The organism is Pseudomonas sp. 43A, from assembly GCF_013363935.1.
GTDB classification, from domain to species: Bacteria; Pseudomonadota; Gammaproteobacteria; order Pseudomonadales; family Pseudomonadaceae; genus Aquipseudomonas; species Aquipseudomonas crudilactis.
This window is the reverse complement of sequence record NZ_CP054880.1, coordinates 5,716,347-5,731,572: the sequence shown is the minus strand read 5'-3', so window position 1 is coordinate 5,731,572 and position 15,226 is coordinate 5,716,347. Positions and strand designations below refer to the sequence as shown.

The window sequence follows — 15,226 nt, the reverse complement described above, 5'->3', positions numbered from 1 at the left end:
CTCGCGATAGCGGTGTGTCAGTTGGCAACTAGGTGGCTGACACTCCGCTATCGCGAGCAGGCTCACTCCTACAGGGGAACGGGTTCATCGTCCGAGATGTAAAAAGCCCCCGCAACTGCGAAGTTGCGGGGGCTTTTTATGGGCGTGGCTCAGATCACTCTTCGGCGACCGAGTCCTTGCTCTGACGCTTCTCGATCAAGTCCACCAAGCGCTTGGCCAGCGCCGGGTAGTTCTCGTCGAAGTGGTGGCCGCCGGGCAGTTTCACCGCTTCACCCACCGCAGTCTTGTCCGTGCAGCCGCTTTCATCCGTCTCTTCTTCACCATAGATGCACACAACCTTGGCCGGTGGCAGCTTGGCCATTTCCGGGCCAGTGGCGGCTTCTTTGCCGGCGTTACCCAGCCAGCCTTCGACTTCGATTTCGAAGCTGCCGGTGCGGGCGAAGGCCAGCAGGATGATCGCGTCGACGCGTTGCTGCTCGGTTTCTGGCAAGCGGTTGTAGATCGCCGGCAGTACGTCAGCACCGAACGAGTAACCGGTGAGGATGAAGCGCTTGGTGCCCCATTTCTGCCGGTAGTGTTGCATCAGTTCGGTCAGGTCCAGTGCGCTTTGCTCCGGGCTCTTGTGCTGCCAGTAGTAGCGCAGGGTGTCGATGCCGACCACCGGGTAGCCGATTTTGGCCATCTCGCCCGCCACGTCGCGGTCGAGATCGCGCCAGCCGCCGTCTCCGGAGAGGAACAGGGTCACGGTGTCTTTGGCCTGACCGGCCGGCACTTCAACCACCGGAATCGCCAGACCGCCGTTGGCCTTGTCGCCGCCGACGAGGATCTTGCGCAGTTCGTTGTTCAGCACTTGCGGCAGGTTGATGTCGTAGTCGCTGATGCTGGTTTCGGCGTTCGGTTGGTCGCGCACGAAACCTGCGCTGGCGTCGTCCGGGTTGTCGTTCCAGGCTGCCAGCCAGTGGCCGTGGGCGGCGGATTTTGGCAGCAGGTGGGTGCAGCCACCTTTTTCCAGGGCCAGATCCACGGAAATGGCTTGGGCCTTGTCGTCTTTCTGTTCAGCCAACCAGCGCCAGGCCAGCACAGCACCTGGGCCAATGCCGCTGACCAGAGTGGCCGGGCCATTCAGTTCCCGCAGGCCCGATTGCAGGGCGCGGCTTTGCAGCAGGCAGTCCTTGGGCAGAATCACCTGAACGATCTGCGCCGAGGCACTGCGGCTCAGGGTGGTCAGTTGTTTTTCAGAGAGCTTCTGGTCGTCGTTGACGGCTACCAGCACCTGCGCCTTGGGCTTGGTGCCGGGAATGACGCGGGTCATGGCGGCGCCATCGGCCGGGTTGAGCTGTTCGACGGTCGGTTCCGGTGCCGGACGTTTGAGGTACCAGAAACCGCCGCCGGCAATCACGGCCAGCACGATCAGTGCGGCCAGGATGTACTTCAGGGAGCGTTGAATCATCAGCGTTTCACCAATCCAGTCAAGCCGCCCGCGATCAGGGCAGCAGTGTCGGCCAGCGCCACCAGCGGATCGAGTCCGGCGGGCACGGCCATATAACGGGGTTCCCAGTCAGGCTGGAATTTGTCTTTGAAGCGGCGCAAGCCTTGGAAGTTGTAGAGCTGCTCACCACGGCGGAAAACCATCGAGCCCAGACGCTGGGTCAGCGGTGCACCACGCCGGGGTTGCAACCCCGACAAAGGCACCATGCCCAGGCTGAAGCGCGCGTATCCGTGACTCTTATAGTGTTGAATCAGGCCGACCATCATGAATTCCATGGTCAGCTTGGGGGCGTCCGGGTGCGCGCGCATCAGGTCGAGACTGGCCAGGTCGTGGCTGTAAGTCTCGAGCAGATTGGCGAATGCCACCGGGCGACCTTCGAAGCGAATCACCGCGATGCGGAAATGCTTCAGGTAATCGTCGCTGAAGCGGCCGAGGGAGAAGCCTTTCTCACGCACGTTCTTGCCGGTCAGCCACGCATCGGAAATCACTTTCAGCTCATCCATCGGCGCCTGACCCGGTTCGTGAATCTCCAGCGACAAGCCGTCGCGGGTGCCACGGTTCCAGGTGTAGCGCAGATCCTTCATCTCTTTGCCCTTGGCTTCCAGGTCAAAGCGGTGCAGGTCGACTCGGGCTTCTTCGCCCAATTTGATCGCGGTCAGGCCGATGTCCATGTAGTACGGCAGGTTCTCCGCGCGCACCTGATAGAACACCGGGCGGGCATGGTGAATGTCGCAGAGGTCGCGGAACTGCCAGATCATCTCGGCGCGTTGCTGGCCGGGGCCGATCGGGTCGTACAGCGCCACCAGGCTGCGGCCACGGCGCGCGTACATCAGGAACGCTTCGTCGTTCTGGTGAAACAGCAGCGCCTTGTCACCGGTCAGGGCGAGGCCGCCGTCGGGTTGTGACGACGCCATCAGTATTTTCGCCGCACGATCGAGTTCGTCAGGCGTCGGCAGGTGAATGACCGGGCGCGCGGTGCGCAGCAGCCAAGTGAGGGCGATCACCAGCAACAGCACGGCAGCGCCAAGCAGCGAACGCAGGCCACGTGGCGCGTCAGCGTCGAGGGTGAACTGCCACCACAGTTGATGGCTATAAGGCACGTCCTGATAGGCGAACAGCAGCAGCCACGTCGAGGCACCGAGCACGCACAGGCTGGCTACCAGGTACAGCGGCGAGAAGGGCAGTTCGGTCAGGCGGCTCGGGCGATAGAACGAGCGACGGAACACACCGAGCAACGCCGCGGTGAGGGTCATCAGCGTCGCTTCTTCCCAGTCGAAACCTTTAAGCAGCGAGAGCAGGGCGCCGACCAGCAGCAGAATGGTGGTGAGCATCCACGCCGCCGACAAGCGCCGACGCAGGCCCTGAGCGAGCATCAGACAGAGCACGCCGATCAGGCTGGCGCCGAAGTGCGAGGCGTCGACCAGACGATGCGGGATCAGAAAACCGATGTGCTCCAAGCGTGTGTCGATCTCGGGAGTCGCGCCGGAAAACAGCAGCACCACACCGGAGAGGAACACCAGTACCGCCAGAATCGGTGCCGCCAGACCGGAGGCTGCGCGCATGGTTTGAGTCTGGAACAGACGCTGACCTTCGTTGATCAGCAGGAATACGCAGGCGACCAACAGCGGCAGCACCACGTAGATCAGACGATAGAGCAGGAGGGCGGCGGCCAGTGGTGCGGCACCGAGCTTGTCGGCGAACGCAGCCAGCAGGATCGCTTCGAATACACCGACGCCACCGGGTACATGGCTGAGTACGCCGGCAGCCAGTGCCAGCAGGTACACCAACAGGAACGCACCAAACGGTGGCGCTTCCGGCAGCAACAGATAAAGGACCGTGGCGGCAGCCGCAACGTCGAGGGCGGTAATGATCAGTTGCAGGAAAGTCAGACGACGCCCCGGCAAGCGCAGCGTGCGGCGACCAACCCTGACCAGCAGATTGTCGCGCAACGGTTGTTCCGGCAGGCGCCGACGGTAAATGCCAATAGCCAGTACTGCGCCAAGCGCCAGCACGACAGCGGCGACTGTGCCGAGCAGACCTTCGGACAAACCCAGGGCTTGAGAGGCAGCAGGCAGGTCGCTCAGCGTTGCCAGTGCAGCCAGCGGCGGCAAGGCGCAACCCAGCGACAGACTGGCGAACAAGGTCATGTGCGCGACTTCCGACGCCCCCAGACCCAGGCGTGCATATAAACGGTAGCGCACCGAACCGCCGGACAGTAGCGACAGACCGATCGCATTGCCAATCGCAAACGCGGTGAAGCCGCCCAGCGCCAATGTGCGCGGCGGCAAGGTCACGCCGGCATAGCGGCTGGCCGACCATTCGTAGCCGAGCAGAATAATGAAACCGACCACGGTCGCACCGAAGGCGCCGATCAGCGCGGGTTTCGGTACGTCGAGAATCGAGTCGTGCAGCGCATCGAGATCGAGTTCGGCGAGCAGATGACGACAGGCAATCAGCGCAATGGCGAACAGCAGCAAAGTCACCGCCAGACCAATCGGTTGTCGGTATTTGCTCAACCGATCCAGCAAGCGCAGACGCTCGGGTTTGATCGGATGTTCCGCTGTGACGGTGTCTTGTGGATCAGACGAGTTGGCGCGCATCAATCACCTCTTGGATTGTGCGCGACAGGATGGAGGTATCCAGCCAAGTAACCAATCCCTGTAGAAAAAAATAATCACAAAATACTACGCCTCTCACCGGGTATCGGCGAGGGCAGTTCCTGGATTGCAGACGCCTTGCCTGCGACTCAAGCATAGTCGCAAGTGAGGACTTCTGAAGATCCCAAGCGGTTCACTGCACAGTGACAGATCATTGTTGCGAAAGGACTTTTTCAACAGATACAAAAAAGGCCACTCTTTCGAGTAGCCTTTTTTGATGTTTGGTTGCGGGAGCCGGATTTGAACCGACGACCTTCGGGTTATGAGCCCGACGAGCTACCAGACTGCTCCATCCCGCGTCTGTGTGGCGGCATTCTACAGACGAACGACGGAGTGTCAACCGCTAATCCCGTAAAGGGTCAAATAAGTGTGCAATCGCGTCAAACGGTCGCAGGTCGAGCGTTAAGTTTCGGAAATGCAACGAATTCCTGTTTGGCGATCACTTCTCTATAAGAGGAGGGATTCCACAAAACAGACGCGCACAAAAAAGGCCACTCTTTCGAGTAGCCTTTTTTGATGTTTGGTTGCGGGAGCCGGATTTGAACCGACGACCTTCGGGTTATGAGCCCGACGAGCTACCAGACTGCTCCATCCCGCGTCTGTGTGTCGGCATTCTACAGAGGAACGCTGGGGTGTCAACCTTCAATCCGGATAAAATCTGTTGAGGTTCAATCGGTTAGCGCTTTTTCTCGGGTGTTTTTCACGCTAGAGGGCAGGCGGGGCAAGGCTTTCAGCTCTATTGGAGGTCGTTTGTCGATTGAGAAAATAAATTCAAAGGCCATTTCCTACATACAGAAAAGAACATTCATACCACTGGTGCTATATACAGGTGTCAGTGAGATACTGCCCATCCGGCTCGCCACGTTTCCTTTTCTGACATGACTCAGCGAAAAATCATCCACATCGACTGCGATTGTTTTTACGCCGCCATCGAGATGCGCGATGACCCGCGTCTGGCCGGCAAGCCGTTAGCGGTGGGTGGCTCGGCGGACAGGCGCGGGGTGATTGCCACCTGCAATTATGAAGCGCGGGCATATGGCGTGCGTTCGGCGATGGCGTCGGGGCACGCCTTGAAACTGTGCCCGGATCTGACCATCGTCAAGCCGCGTATGGATGCGTATCGCGAGGCTTCGAAAGAGATTCATACGATTTTTGCCGATTACACCGACCTGATCGAGCCGTTGTCGCTGGATGAGGCTTATCTGGATGTATCGGACAGTGCGCATTTTGGCGGCAGCGCTACACGGATCGCCCAGGACATCCGCCGCCGCGTTTCCAATCAATTGCACATCACCGTTTCCGCTGGCGTAGCGCCGAACAAGTTTCTGGCGAAGATCGCCAGCGACTGGAAGAAGCCCAACGGGCTGTTCGTTATTACCCCGGATCAGGTCGAGGACTTCGTCAGCGGTTTGCCGGTGAGCAAGTTGCACGGCGTCGGCAAGGTCACCGCTGACAAGCTCGGCAAGTTCGGCATTGTCGATTGCTCGCAGTTGCGTGAGTGGGACAAATTGGCGCTGGTGCGCGAATTCGGCAGTTTTGGCGAGCGACTGTGGAGTCTGGCCCGTGGGATCGATGACCGGCTGGTGCACAACGACAGTCGGCGTCAGTCGATCAGTGTGGAAAATACCTACGATGTCGATCTGCCGGATCTGCGCAGTTGCCTGGATAAATTGCCGGAGCTGCTGGAAACCTTGAAAACCCGTATGGCGCGGATCGACAGCAGTTATCGGCCGGGCAAGCCGTTCGTCAAAGTGAAGTTTCACGACTTTACCCAGACCACGCTGGAGCAGGCCGGGGCAGGGCGGGATCTGGGCAGTTATCAGTTGATGCTGACGCAGGCGTTCAATCGCGGCGGGAAACCGGTGCGGTTGTTGGGGGTTGGGGTGAGGCTGGAGGATTTGCGCGGCGGGTTTGAGCAGATGGAGTTGTTTGAGCGGTAGATTTTTGCGGAATGTAAGGGCCTCATCGCGAGCAGGCTCACTCCTACATTGAAATGCGTTCCAATGTAGGAGCTGCCGCAGGCTGCGATCTTTTAATAGGCCTTAATTCGGTCCCGGATCAGCCACCAGGCGCCCGGCATCCTTGGTCAGCGACTTGAGAAACTCGGTCTGCAGCTCAGGATCGTTGCGCGTCAGTTCGATCAGGCTTTGTTCCAGTTCGCTGGCTTCTTCTTCCAGGCCCAGCTCCGACAGACGTTTGACCCGGTGCACCCACTGGCTCACTTCGTCGTCTTCCAGATCGTCGTAAATCAGCCCGTGCGCTTCCAGTAACTTGCCGCGCAGATGACTGCTGATCATCAGCGACGAATCAGAGTGCACGTCATCCTTGGCGTCTTCGACACTGATCTGCAATTTGCCGACATGGTTGAGGTCATTTTCGGCAAACGGGCTGTCGAGCAGGTTCAGACGCAGCACACCGTTGCGATCGGTGGTCATGTCGAAGGTCTGCTTGCCAGCCTTGACCTGCACCGGACGCTCGCTCCACGGCAGGCTCGAATACTCCGTGCGCTTGTCGCGCTGGACTTCATCGATGCCGGCGAGGTTCTGTTGCGCACGACCGTTGGACTGCACGTTCATGAACGGGTTGAGCCCGGCAAAACCGTAGCTTAGCCAGTCCTTGGTGACGCTGTCCGGCAGATTGCCGAGGGCGAACACGTTAACCACGTTAGCGCCGACGCCACCGACTACGGCCACCGCGCCCAGCGGAATTTCGTAGACCTCCCGCCAAGGCTGGTAGGGCGTGTAGCGATCGTAGCGACGCGTCACTTCGAACTCGGTGACTTCGAAAGTCTTCTGTTCGTTGATCTTCACGCGTCGCTGCGGCAGCTCAAGTTCCTTGGGCTCGCCGACATCGATCTGCAGGCTATGGTCGAGCAACTTTCGCTCGACCCGCTCTTCGTGCTCGCTGCGTTGTGACATGTGATTGGCACAGCCGCTGACCAGCAGGGCACCGCACAGGGCGGTGCCACCGAGGCCTAAGGTGTTTCGCTTGAACATGACGTCTCTATCTGGTTTCAGCGGCGGATACGGGCCTGCAGGAAGGACAATACGTCAGCCACCGGCAATGCTTGCGCCTCGCCTTCGGTACGACTCTTGTATTCCAGGTTGCCTTCGGCGAGGCCGCGGTCGCTGACCACGATCCGGTGAGGAATGCCGATCAGCTCCATGTCCGCGAACTTGATGCCCGGGCTGGTTTTCTTGTCGCGATCGTCCAGCAGCACTTCGAAGCCGGCCGCCGTCAGTTCGGCGTACAGCTTGTCGGTGGCTTCGCGCACCTGCTCGGTTTCATAACGCAGCGGTACCAGAGCGATCTGGAACGGCGCCAGGGTGTCGCTCCAGATGATGCCGTTTTCGTCGTTGTTCTGCTCGATGGCCGCAGCCACCACGCGGGAAACGCCGATGCCGTAGCAACCCATTTCCAGGGTCACTGGCTTGCCGTTCTCGCCCAGCACTTCGCACTTCATCGCCTTGCTGTACTTGTTGCCCAGCTGGAAGATGTGCCCGACTTCGATGCCGCGCTTGATTTCCAGCGTGCCTTTGCCGTCCGGGCTTGGGTCGCCGGCAACTACGTTACGCAGGTCAGCCACGGTCGGAACTGGCAGATCACGCTCCCAGTTCACGCCGAAGTAGTGCTTGTCGTCGATGTTCGCGCCGATACCGAAGTCGCTCATCAGCTCGACCGAACGGTCGATGATGATTGGCAGCGGCAGGTTCAGCGGGCCGAGCGAACCGGCGCCGGCGCCAATGGCGTCACGCAGTTCGGCGTCGGTGGCCATGACCAGCGGGCTGGCCACGCCAGGTTGCTGGGCAGCCTTGATTTCGTTGAGTTCGTGGTCGCCACGGATGACCAGCGCGATCAGCTTGCCTTCTTCTTCGGCACGCACGATCAGGGTCTTGATGGTCTTTTCAATCGGCAGATTGAATTTTTCCACCAGGGCCGCGATGGTTTTGGTATCTGGGGTGTCGACCAGGCGCAGCTCTTCGGTCGGTGCTGGGCGCGAGGTTTCGCGTGGCACGGCTTCGGCTTTTTCGATGTTCGCGGCGTAGTCGGAGCCGTTGCTGAAAACGATGTCGTCTTCGCCGGACTCGGCCAGTACGTGGAATTCGTGGGAACCGGCACCACCGATCGAACCGTTGTCGGCTTCCACCGGACGGAATTTCAGGCCAAGACGGGTGAACACGTTGCAGTAGGCCTGGTGCATGCGGTCGTAGGTGACCTGCAGCGAGGCTTGATCAGCGTGGAACGAGTACGCATCCTTCATGATGAATTCACGGCCGCGCATCAAACCGAAGCGTGGGCGGATTTCGTCACGGAATTTGGTCTGGATCTGGTACAGGTTGATCGGCAGCTGCTTGTAGCTGCTCAACTCGTTGCGCATCAGATCGGTGATCACTTCTTCGTGGGTCGGGCCCGCGCAGAAGTCGCGACCGTGGCGGTCTTTGATGCGCAGCAGCTCAGGGCCGTATTCTTCCCAGCGCCCCGATTCCTGCCACAGCTCGGCCGGTTGGGTGCTCGGCATCAACACTTCGAGAGAGCCGGCAGCGTTCATCTCTTCGCGAACGATGGCTTCAACCTTGCGCATGACTCGCAGGCCCATCGGCAGCCAGGTGTACAGGCCGGAGGCGAGTTTGCGGATCATGCCGGCGCGCAGCATCAGCTGATGGCTGATCACGACCGCGTCGGAAGGCGTTTCTTTCTGTGTGGCGAGCAAAAATTGACTGGTGCGCATGGTTGGCCGTTGTCGGTTGCTATGACTGGAAATGACTCCGCAGTGTACCGGCGAGTTTTGCCGACGTACAGGCGTGAGGTCAGTGGGGAGGCACGACGGCGGGATTCCTCACGCCGTCGGCGAAACGTCTTACGATTCCTCTGCGACCGGTGTCGGCACAGGCTCGGGCGTTGGCGTCGGGCCTTCGCGGCGGCTTTCCTGGAACCAGTGCAACGCAATCAGAATCAGCGTCGGCACGCCGAGCAGGGCGGTGATCAGGAAGAAGCTGTGATAGCCGAACTTCTCCACCAAGACCCCGGAATAGCCGCCCATCAGGCGCGGCAGCAGCAGCATGATCGAGCTGAGCAAGGCGTATTGGGTGGCGGAGAACTTCAGGTTGGTCAGGCTCGACAGGTAGGCGACAAACGCCGACGTCGCCAGGCCCGAGCTGAAGTTGTCGAGGGAAATGGTCACCACCAGCATCTGCAGGTTCGGGCCCATGTCCGCGAGCATGACGAACAGCAGGTTGGTGGCGGCCGAGGCCGCGCCGCCGATGAACAGAATCGGCAGGATACCGAAGCGCACGATCAGCAGGCCGCCCATGCCAGCGCCGACCAGCGTCATGATCAGGCCGAAGATTTTGCTGACACTGGCAATCTGATCCTTGGTAAAACCTTGATCGATATAGAACACGTTGGCCATGACGCCCATCACCGTGTCCGACATCCGATAGGTGGCAATCAGGCCGAGTAACAGAAACGCCTGCCAGCGATAACGCAGGATGAAATCGTTGACCGGCGTCAGCACCGGCGCGAGGCCGCGACGACCCATGGTCGACAGGCACAGGCCGGTGAGCAGCGTGTAGAGAATGGCGCGCAGGAAGGCGCGGTCTTCAAGCAGCAGATCGAGTGGGCTCATGCCGCCGAACAGCACACTGGCGAAATCGGTGTTGTAGAGCTGGGTGAACATCGCCGGCACGGAGACCAACAGAACGATCAGCACAAAAACCGACATTAACTGGTGCATGAAGGTGTAGCGCCCGGCCTGCAACTGCGTGCGTAGCGGCACAGGCGGCTCACGCATGAACAGCGTGGTCAGCAGCGCGGGAATCATCAGTGCACCGAACAGTGCGTAAGTACCCGCCCAGGCCGAATGTTGATAGTTGAAGCCCGTGGAGCCAAAGCCTTCAGCGAAGAACAACGCGCCGGCAGTCGCCAGCAGTGCCGCCACGCGATACCCGGACATATAACTGGCGGCGAGGGCGGCCTGGCGGTTGTCTTCGGCGATTTCCAGGCGATAGGCATCCACCGCGATATCTTGAGTGGCGGAGGCGAAAGCGACGACGACTGCAATGGCGATCAGCCAGGACAGATGCTTCTGCGGATCGCAGAAACCCATGCCGATCAGGCCGAGAATCACCAGGGCTTGTGAGAGCACCAGCCACGAACGGCGACGGCCAAGCTTGCCCAGCAACGGCAGACGCCATTGGTCGAGCAAAGGTGACCAGACCCATTTGAACGCATAGGCCAGACCGATCAGGCTGGCATAGCCGATGGTTTCACGGGCCACACCGGCCTCACGAAGCCAGACGGAAAGCGTTGAAAACACCAGCATGTACGGCAGGCCGGCGGCGAAACCGAGCAACAACAGCACGAGCGTCGAAGGACTGGCATAAGCGGCTAGCGCGGCGCGCCAGGTTTTACGGGGCATGGGCTGAAGTCTGCCTCAAGATTGCGGAAACAAAGCGCGCACTCTAACCGCTGTGCTCTACCGGACGCCAGCCATGGCGCTGAATATCCACACGATTGTTCAGGACGGTGATGCCTTCCATACGCAATCGGGCCCGTTGTTCATCGCCGGACGGGCTGCCCACCGGCAGGCTGATCCGACCGCCGGCGCCCAGCACGCGGTGCCAGGGCAGCTTTGTATCGCCGGGCAACTGGCTCAAGGTGCGGCCGACCCAGCGGGCGGCGCGCCCCAACCCGGCCAGCTCGGCTAACTGACCATAGCTGACCACTTTGCCTTCGGGCACTTGAGCGAGGGTGGAGTAGAGCGCCGTGCGTCGGATTTGCGCATCGTTTTCAACGCTGTCGAGCGGGTCTTTCACGTACGCGGTTCCTGAGCATGAACAGTTTGATGGCTTTCAGAGTAATCGGTGATCGCGCAATTGAGAAATGAACTCATCAGAAATAGTCCGGTCAGTCCTTGTCAGGGTCTTATTCCTACGGATAATGCCGACCTTTTTCGCAAACTTGAGCCTTAGATTCGCTTATGTTTTCCAGATCCTTGCTGTGCCTTGCTGTTTTCAGCGCGTCCACGCCCCTGCTTGCCGACACCGTCTGGTTGAAGAACGGTGACAAGTTGAGCGGCACCATCACCGTGTTCGATGGCGGCAAGCTGTTGATCCAGACCAAATATGCCGGTGCGGTCACCATTGACTGGAAAGAGGTCAAAACCCTGGATAGCGATCAGCACTTGCTGGTCAAGCAGGACGCCTATAACGGTGAAGTCTCCAAGTCGCTGACGGCTGCCGAAGATGGCAAGGTCACCCTGGCCAACGGCGAAGCGCCGAAAACCGTCGAGCTGGCGAGCATTCAGCAGATTCTCAAGCCAAAACCGGTGGTCGAAGATCTGGTGTGGAAGGGCAATGTCGACCTGGCGCTGGACTACCAGCGCGCCGAGAAGGACACCGATGACTACGATGTTGGCTTCAAGACCACGGCGCGTCATGGTCGCTGGCGGCATACCGCCGAAGGTGAGTACAACCGCGAAGTGCAGGACGACGAAACCACCACCAACAACTGGCGCGCCGAATATGCACTCGACCGCTTTCTCACCGATCAATGGTTCTGGCAGGGTCGACTGAATTACAAGCGCGATCACATCGAAGAGCTGGCACGCCAGCGTGTGGTCGGTACCGGTCCCGGCTACCAGTTCTGGGATGATGAGTTGGGCGCATTCTCGCTGGGCTCGCTGCTCAACCGCACCGATTACGAGTATCGCGATGGCAGCAAGGACAATTTCTATTCCGTCGCGATGAAGTGGGACTACAACCGCTACCTGATCGGCAAGAAAGTCGAGTTCTTCACCAACGGTGAGGTGGGCAAGCCGCTATCCGGTGTTGCCGATTACGCGCTGGATGCTGAATTGGGCTTGCGCTACAAGGTTACCGATTGGGCCTCGCTCAACCTCAAGGCTGAGCGCGACATCATCAGTGGCACCAATGATGCGGATCTGAACAAGACCCGTTATACCGCTGGGTTTGGCGTGGCCTGGTAAGATTTGCTGAGGCAAAGGTAGAAAAAGCCCCGTGATTGCGGGGCTTTTTATTATCAGCTTTCTGATTTGGCTTTGCGGGCGCGAATCGAAACGCATTTTCCCTGCCGGACGCCCATTTGGTATTGGCATTCGAAGCTCAGGCTGCCGTCTTCCCTGAAGACGCGTGCCGGGCCGTCCTCAGCGCCGCCGACATAACTGGAGGATGAGGCAATCTCACCATTTTCGTGCCATGTCGTAGATGCCCCTTGAAGCTTGTCGTCCTTGTATTTTCGGTGCTCCTTCAACTGGCCGTCTGCGTACCACTGTTTGAAGTCGCCCTGTTTGCGATGTTGTTCGTCCCACTGCCACTGCAAGGTTTGCTTGCCTTGTTCATTCCATTGCTCATAGCTTCGTTCAACACCATCCTTGAAAAGCTTTTTTTCTTTGACTGTCCCGTCGATGAAGTAAGTGGTTAGCCAGCCATCAGGCCTTCCGTCAACGTTGATGCGGGAGAATTCTATGGCTCCATTATCAAAATATTGGTTATCCGGCCCTTGAGCTTTGCCGTTAACGTAAACGGTTTCGGACTTCAGCCGTCCGTTCGGATGGTAACTAAGGACGGGGCCGTCGAGGACATCATCTCGATAACTTCTGCGTCCGATTATCGCGCCGTCTTCGTCATATTCGAGGTACTCACCATCTACGTGCTTGCCCAAGTGCCAGTTGTAGGATTCAGCGACCTTGCCATTTTCATGGTAAGTAAATTGCCAACCCTCTAGATCATTGTTCAGAAAGTTCTCGCGCGTGATGACGACGCCTCGATCGGAGTATGTCAGCGCTTCGCCTTGACGCAGGCCGTTAGCATCATTCTGGTAGCTTCTCCGGGGTTTGCCGTTTCGATAGTAAGCTTTGTATGTGTAAACGGGTTTTCCCGAAACGAAATCTTCCTTATCAACGTAGTGCTCGCTGCGTAAGGTTTGGGTGTTCACGTAAAAAATTTGTGCGTGCCATGCCTGGTTTTTCTTGTCGTAGGCCATTGGCATTTGTAGGTAGTACGACGCTTGGCCTTTGCCGGTCGGCTTGACGTGCTCGTCTAGATAAAGTTTCCCGTCCACCAATGGGTTTGTCAGGTCGCCGCATTCTTCCGGAGTGCATGGCCGTACCTTTTCGAAGAAGGCGCGTTTTCGCTCGCAAGCTGAGAGCGTGAGTAGAAGTGGAATTTTTTGGTCGATCAAGTCCTGGACTTCGTCGAGTGCGCGGCGAAATGACTCGACCGGGATGCCTGACGATTCCGGGGTAAGGTAAACCTCGTTGCTCCCGCAGGCGTGTGGCGTAGAAAGTGTTAGGAGGGCTGCAGCTTTTAGCTGGATTGATGAGTGGCCATTCGCTTCTGGCCCTTTAGCCAGATAAGTCGCTCGAGTGTTCATGTCGAGGATCACCGTTGGGTGATCGGGTTTTGGATCTGCGTTTAGCGGTGGTGCGAATACGAAAAGCAGCGCGTTGAGTGTGTTCCAGGAGATGAATTGCATCCTGCTTCTTCCATGTGTTTTCCAGGGCGCGAATCATATAGAGCTGTGGCAGCGTTGAGGCCTGACAAAACAAACGGACACAAAAAAGCCCCGCTTTTAAGGGCGGGGCTCTTTTCTAAAGAAGCTACAAGTTAGATAACTTGTACTTCTTCAGCTTGCATGCCTTTCTGACCGCGGGTAGCGATGAAAGAAACCTGTTGGCCTTCTTTCAGGCTTTTGAAGCCGTCGGATTGGATAGCTTTGAAGTGAACGAACAGATCGTCACCGGATTGTGGAGTGATGAAGCCGAAGCCTTTTTCATCGTTGAACCACTTAACGGTACCGGTTTGGCGATTAGACATGGTGTAACTCCTTGAACAAAGATAACTGCGACGCAGGAAGAACCCTGGCCGAGACTGAGTGCAAAGAGCAGGAAAAATTCTTGTAGATGGTTGGATCGAAATTCAACATATCGTGTAGAGATTCTCAGTGACACAAGCAACACAGTGACGCCACCTTAACCCAGTTTCCGAGAAGTGCCAATGCTTCTTGCGAAGGTTTCTCTGTTTTCGGGATCGGCGGTGTGACGGTTCGTCGCCAAAGCCCGTATTTCATGGGTGTTCGGCGAGAATTGCAGCCCGCACTTTGAACCCGGCGGCGCGCCCGGTAAGATGCGGGACAGAATTTTTCCACCTCGCTATTTCAGGACACCCCGCCATGAGCATCAAATCGGACAAGTGGATTCGCCGCATGGCGCAGGAACACGGCATGATCGAACCGTTCGTCGAGCGCCAGATGCGCGGCAGCGACGACAGCCGTGTGATCTCCTACGGGGTATCGAGCTACGGCTACGATGTACGCTGCACCAACCACTTCAAGGTGTTCACCAACATCAACTCGTCCATCGTCGATCCGAAAAATTTCGACCCGGGCAGCTTCGTCGACGTCCACAGCGACGTCTGCATCATCCCGCCGAACTCCTTCGCCTTGGCCAGTACCGTCGAATATTTCCGCATTCCGCGCAATGTGCTGACCATTTGCCTGGGTAAAAGCACCTACGCGCGTTGCGGCATCATCGTCAATGTCACGCCGCTCGAGCCTGAGTGGGAAGGTCACGTGACCCTGGAATTCTCCAACACCACCAACCTGCCGGCGAAAATCTACGCCAACGAAGGCGTGGCGCAGATGCTCTTCCTCGAATCCGACGAGGAATGTGAAGTGTCTTACAAGGATCGCGGCGGCAAGTACCAGGGCCAGCGTGGCGTGACCCTGCCGCGCACCTGATCGGTCCATCCGACAGATCGCGGGAATTCTTTGGCGGGCAGACACTCTATGGGGTGTACTGCCCGTTTTTGCTTTTGGCAAAACGGGCCTTCGCCGAGGAGTGCCCTATGAAGATCGATCCGCAAATCACTGCCGAACTGGCAAGGCTCGAGCCCAATCAGATTGGCGTATTGGCCTGGTCATTGTTGGCGCACCCGCCGCTGAGCATGGCCGGCGGAATTCCCGGTCAGCCTGATCCGGATACTCCCAATGAACAACCGACCGAACCGGGCGAGCCGACCCTTCCGGACGAGCCACCACCGGCACCGGTTGCCTGATCTGC

General features: G+C 58.5%; 12 protein-coding genes and 2 tRNA genes. 4 read left to right on the top strand and 10 right to left on the bottom strand.

Annotated features, from left to right (window positions below):
• Window positions 1-154: 154 nt before the first annotated feature.
• The 4 genes from HUW52_RS25155 to HUW52_RS25140 all read right to left on the bottom strand — a co-directional run bounded on the left by HUW52_RS25155 (window position 155) and on the right by HUW52_RS25140 (window position 4,744).
• On the bottom strand, window positions 155-1,450 hold the full coding sequence (locus HUW52_RS25155; RefSeq protein WP_175555179.1) for a virulence factor family protein: 1,296 nt from the start codon (window positions 1,448-1,450) through the stop codon (window positions 155-157).
• Complete coding sequence (gene mprF, locus HUW52_RS25150) at window positions 1,450-4,089, bottom strand: bifunctional lysylphosphatidylglycerol flippase/synthetase MprF (RefSeq protein WP_175555178.1); 2,640 nt, start codon at window positions 4,087-4,089, stop codon at window positions 1,450-1,452. The genes HUW52_RS25155 and mprF overlap by 1 nt, the downstream gene beginning before the upstream one ends.
• A gap of 279 nt (window positions 4,090-4,368) precedes the next feature.
• Window positions 4,369-4,445, bottom strand: a tRNA-Met gene (locus HUW52_RS25145).
• 222 nt (window positions 4,446-4,667) lie between these two features.
• A tRNA-Met gene (locus HUW52_RS25140) sits at window positions 4,668-4,744 on the bottom strand.
• 280 nt (window positions 4,745-5,024) lie between these two features.
• On the opposite strand from HUW52_RS25140, the gene dinB reads away from it, so the two are divergent.
• On the top strand, window positions 5,025-6,086 hold the full coding sequence (gene dinB, locus HUW52_RS25135; RefSeq protein ID WP_175555177.1) for a DNA polymerase IV: 1,062 nt from the start codon (window positions 5,025-5,027) through the stop codon (window positions 6,084-6,086).
• A gap of 102 nt (window positions 6,087-6,188) precedes the next feature.
• Here the strand turns inward: dinB and HUW52_RS25130 are convergent, their stop codons facing one another.
• The 4 genes from HUW52_RS25130 to HUW52_RS25115 form a co-directional block, all read right to left on the bottom strand.
• Window positions 6,189-7,142, bottom strand: coding sequence for a hypothetical protein (locus HUW52_RS25130; RefSeq protein ID WP_077571384.1), 954 nt, complete (start codon window positions 7,140-7,142; stop codon window positions 6,189-6,191).
• 17 nt (window positions 7,143-7,159) lie between these two features.
• Entirely contained in the window at window positions 7,160-8,875 is a 1,716-nt protein-coding gene (locus tag HUW52_RS25125; RefSeq protein ID WP_175555176.1) for a proline--tRNA ligase, read from the bottom strand.
• A 129-nt stretch (window positions 8,876-9,004) separates the two neighbouring features.
• On the bottom strand, window positions 9,005-10,564 hold the full coding sequence (locus tag HUW52_RS25120) for an AmpG family muropeptide MFS transporter (protein ID WP_175555175.1): 1,560 nt from the start codon (window positions 10,562-10,564) through the stop codon (window positions 9,005-9,007).
• 43 nt (window positions 10,565-10,607) lie between these two features.
• Window positions 10,608-10,961, bottom strand: a complete 354-nt coding sequence (locus tag HUW52_RS25115) for an MGMT family protein (RefSeq protein ID WP_016985281.1) — start codon at window positions 10,959-10,961, stop codon at window positions 10,608-10,610.
• Window positions 10,962-11,125: 164 nt separating this feature from the next.
• Between HUW52_RS25115 and HUW52_RS25110 the strand changes: the two genes are divergently transcribed.
• Window positions 11,126-12,133 (top strand): DUF481 domain-containing protein, encoded by a 1,008-nt coding sequence (locus HUW52_RS25110; protein ID WP_016985282.1) that lies wholly within the window; start codon window positions 11,126-11,128, stop codon window positions 12,131-12,133.
• 53 nt (window positions 12,134-12,186) lie between these two features.
• Here HUW52_RS25110 and HUW52_RS25105 read toward each other — a convergent pair whose 3' ends face one another.
• On the bottom strand, window positions 12,187-13,641 hold the full coding sequence (locus HUW52_RS25105) for a toxin-antitoxin system YwqK family antitoxin (protein ID WP_175555174.1): 1,455 nt from the start codon (window positions 13,639-13,641) through the stop codon (window positions 12,187-12,189).
• 131 nt (window positions 13,642-13,772) lie between these two features.
• Complete coding sequence (locus tag HUW52_RS25100) at window positions 13,773-13,982, bottom strand: cold-shock protein (RefSeq protein ID WP_002554837.1); 210 nt, start codon at window positions 13,980-13,982, stop codon at window positions 13,773-13,775.
• A gap of 355 nt (window positions 13,983-14,337) precedes the next feature.
• Here HUW52_RS25100 and dcd point away from each other — a divergent pair, with 355 nt between their 5' ends.
• Complete coding sequence (dcd, locus tag HUW52_RS25095; RefSeq protein ID WP_007918616.1) at window positions 14,338-14,904, top strand: dCTP deaminase; 567 nt, start codon at window positions 14,338-14,340, stop codon at window positions 14,902-14,904.
• Between the two features lie 107 nt (window positions 14,905-15,011).
• Entirely contained in the window at window positions 15,012-15,221 is a 210-nt protein-coding gene (locus HUW52_RS25090; protein ID WP_007918615.1) for a hypothetical protein, read from the top strand.
• Window positions 15,222-15,226: the final 5 nt, after the last annotated feature.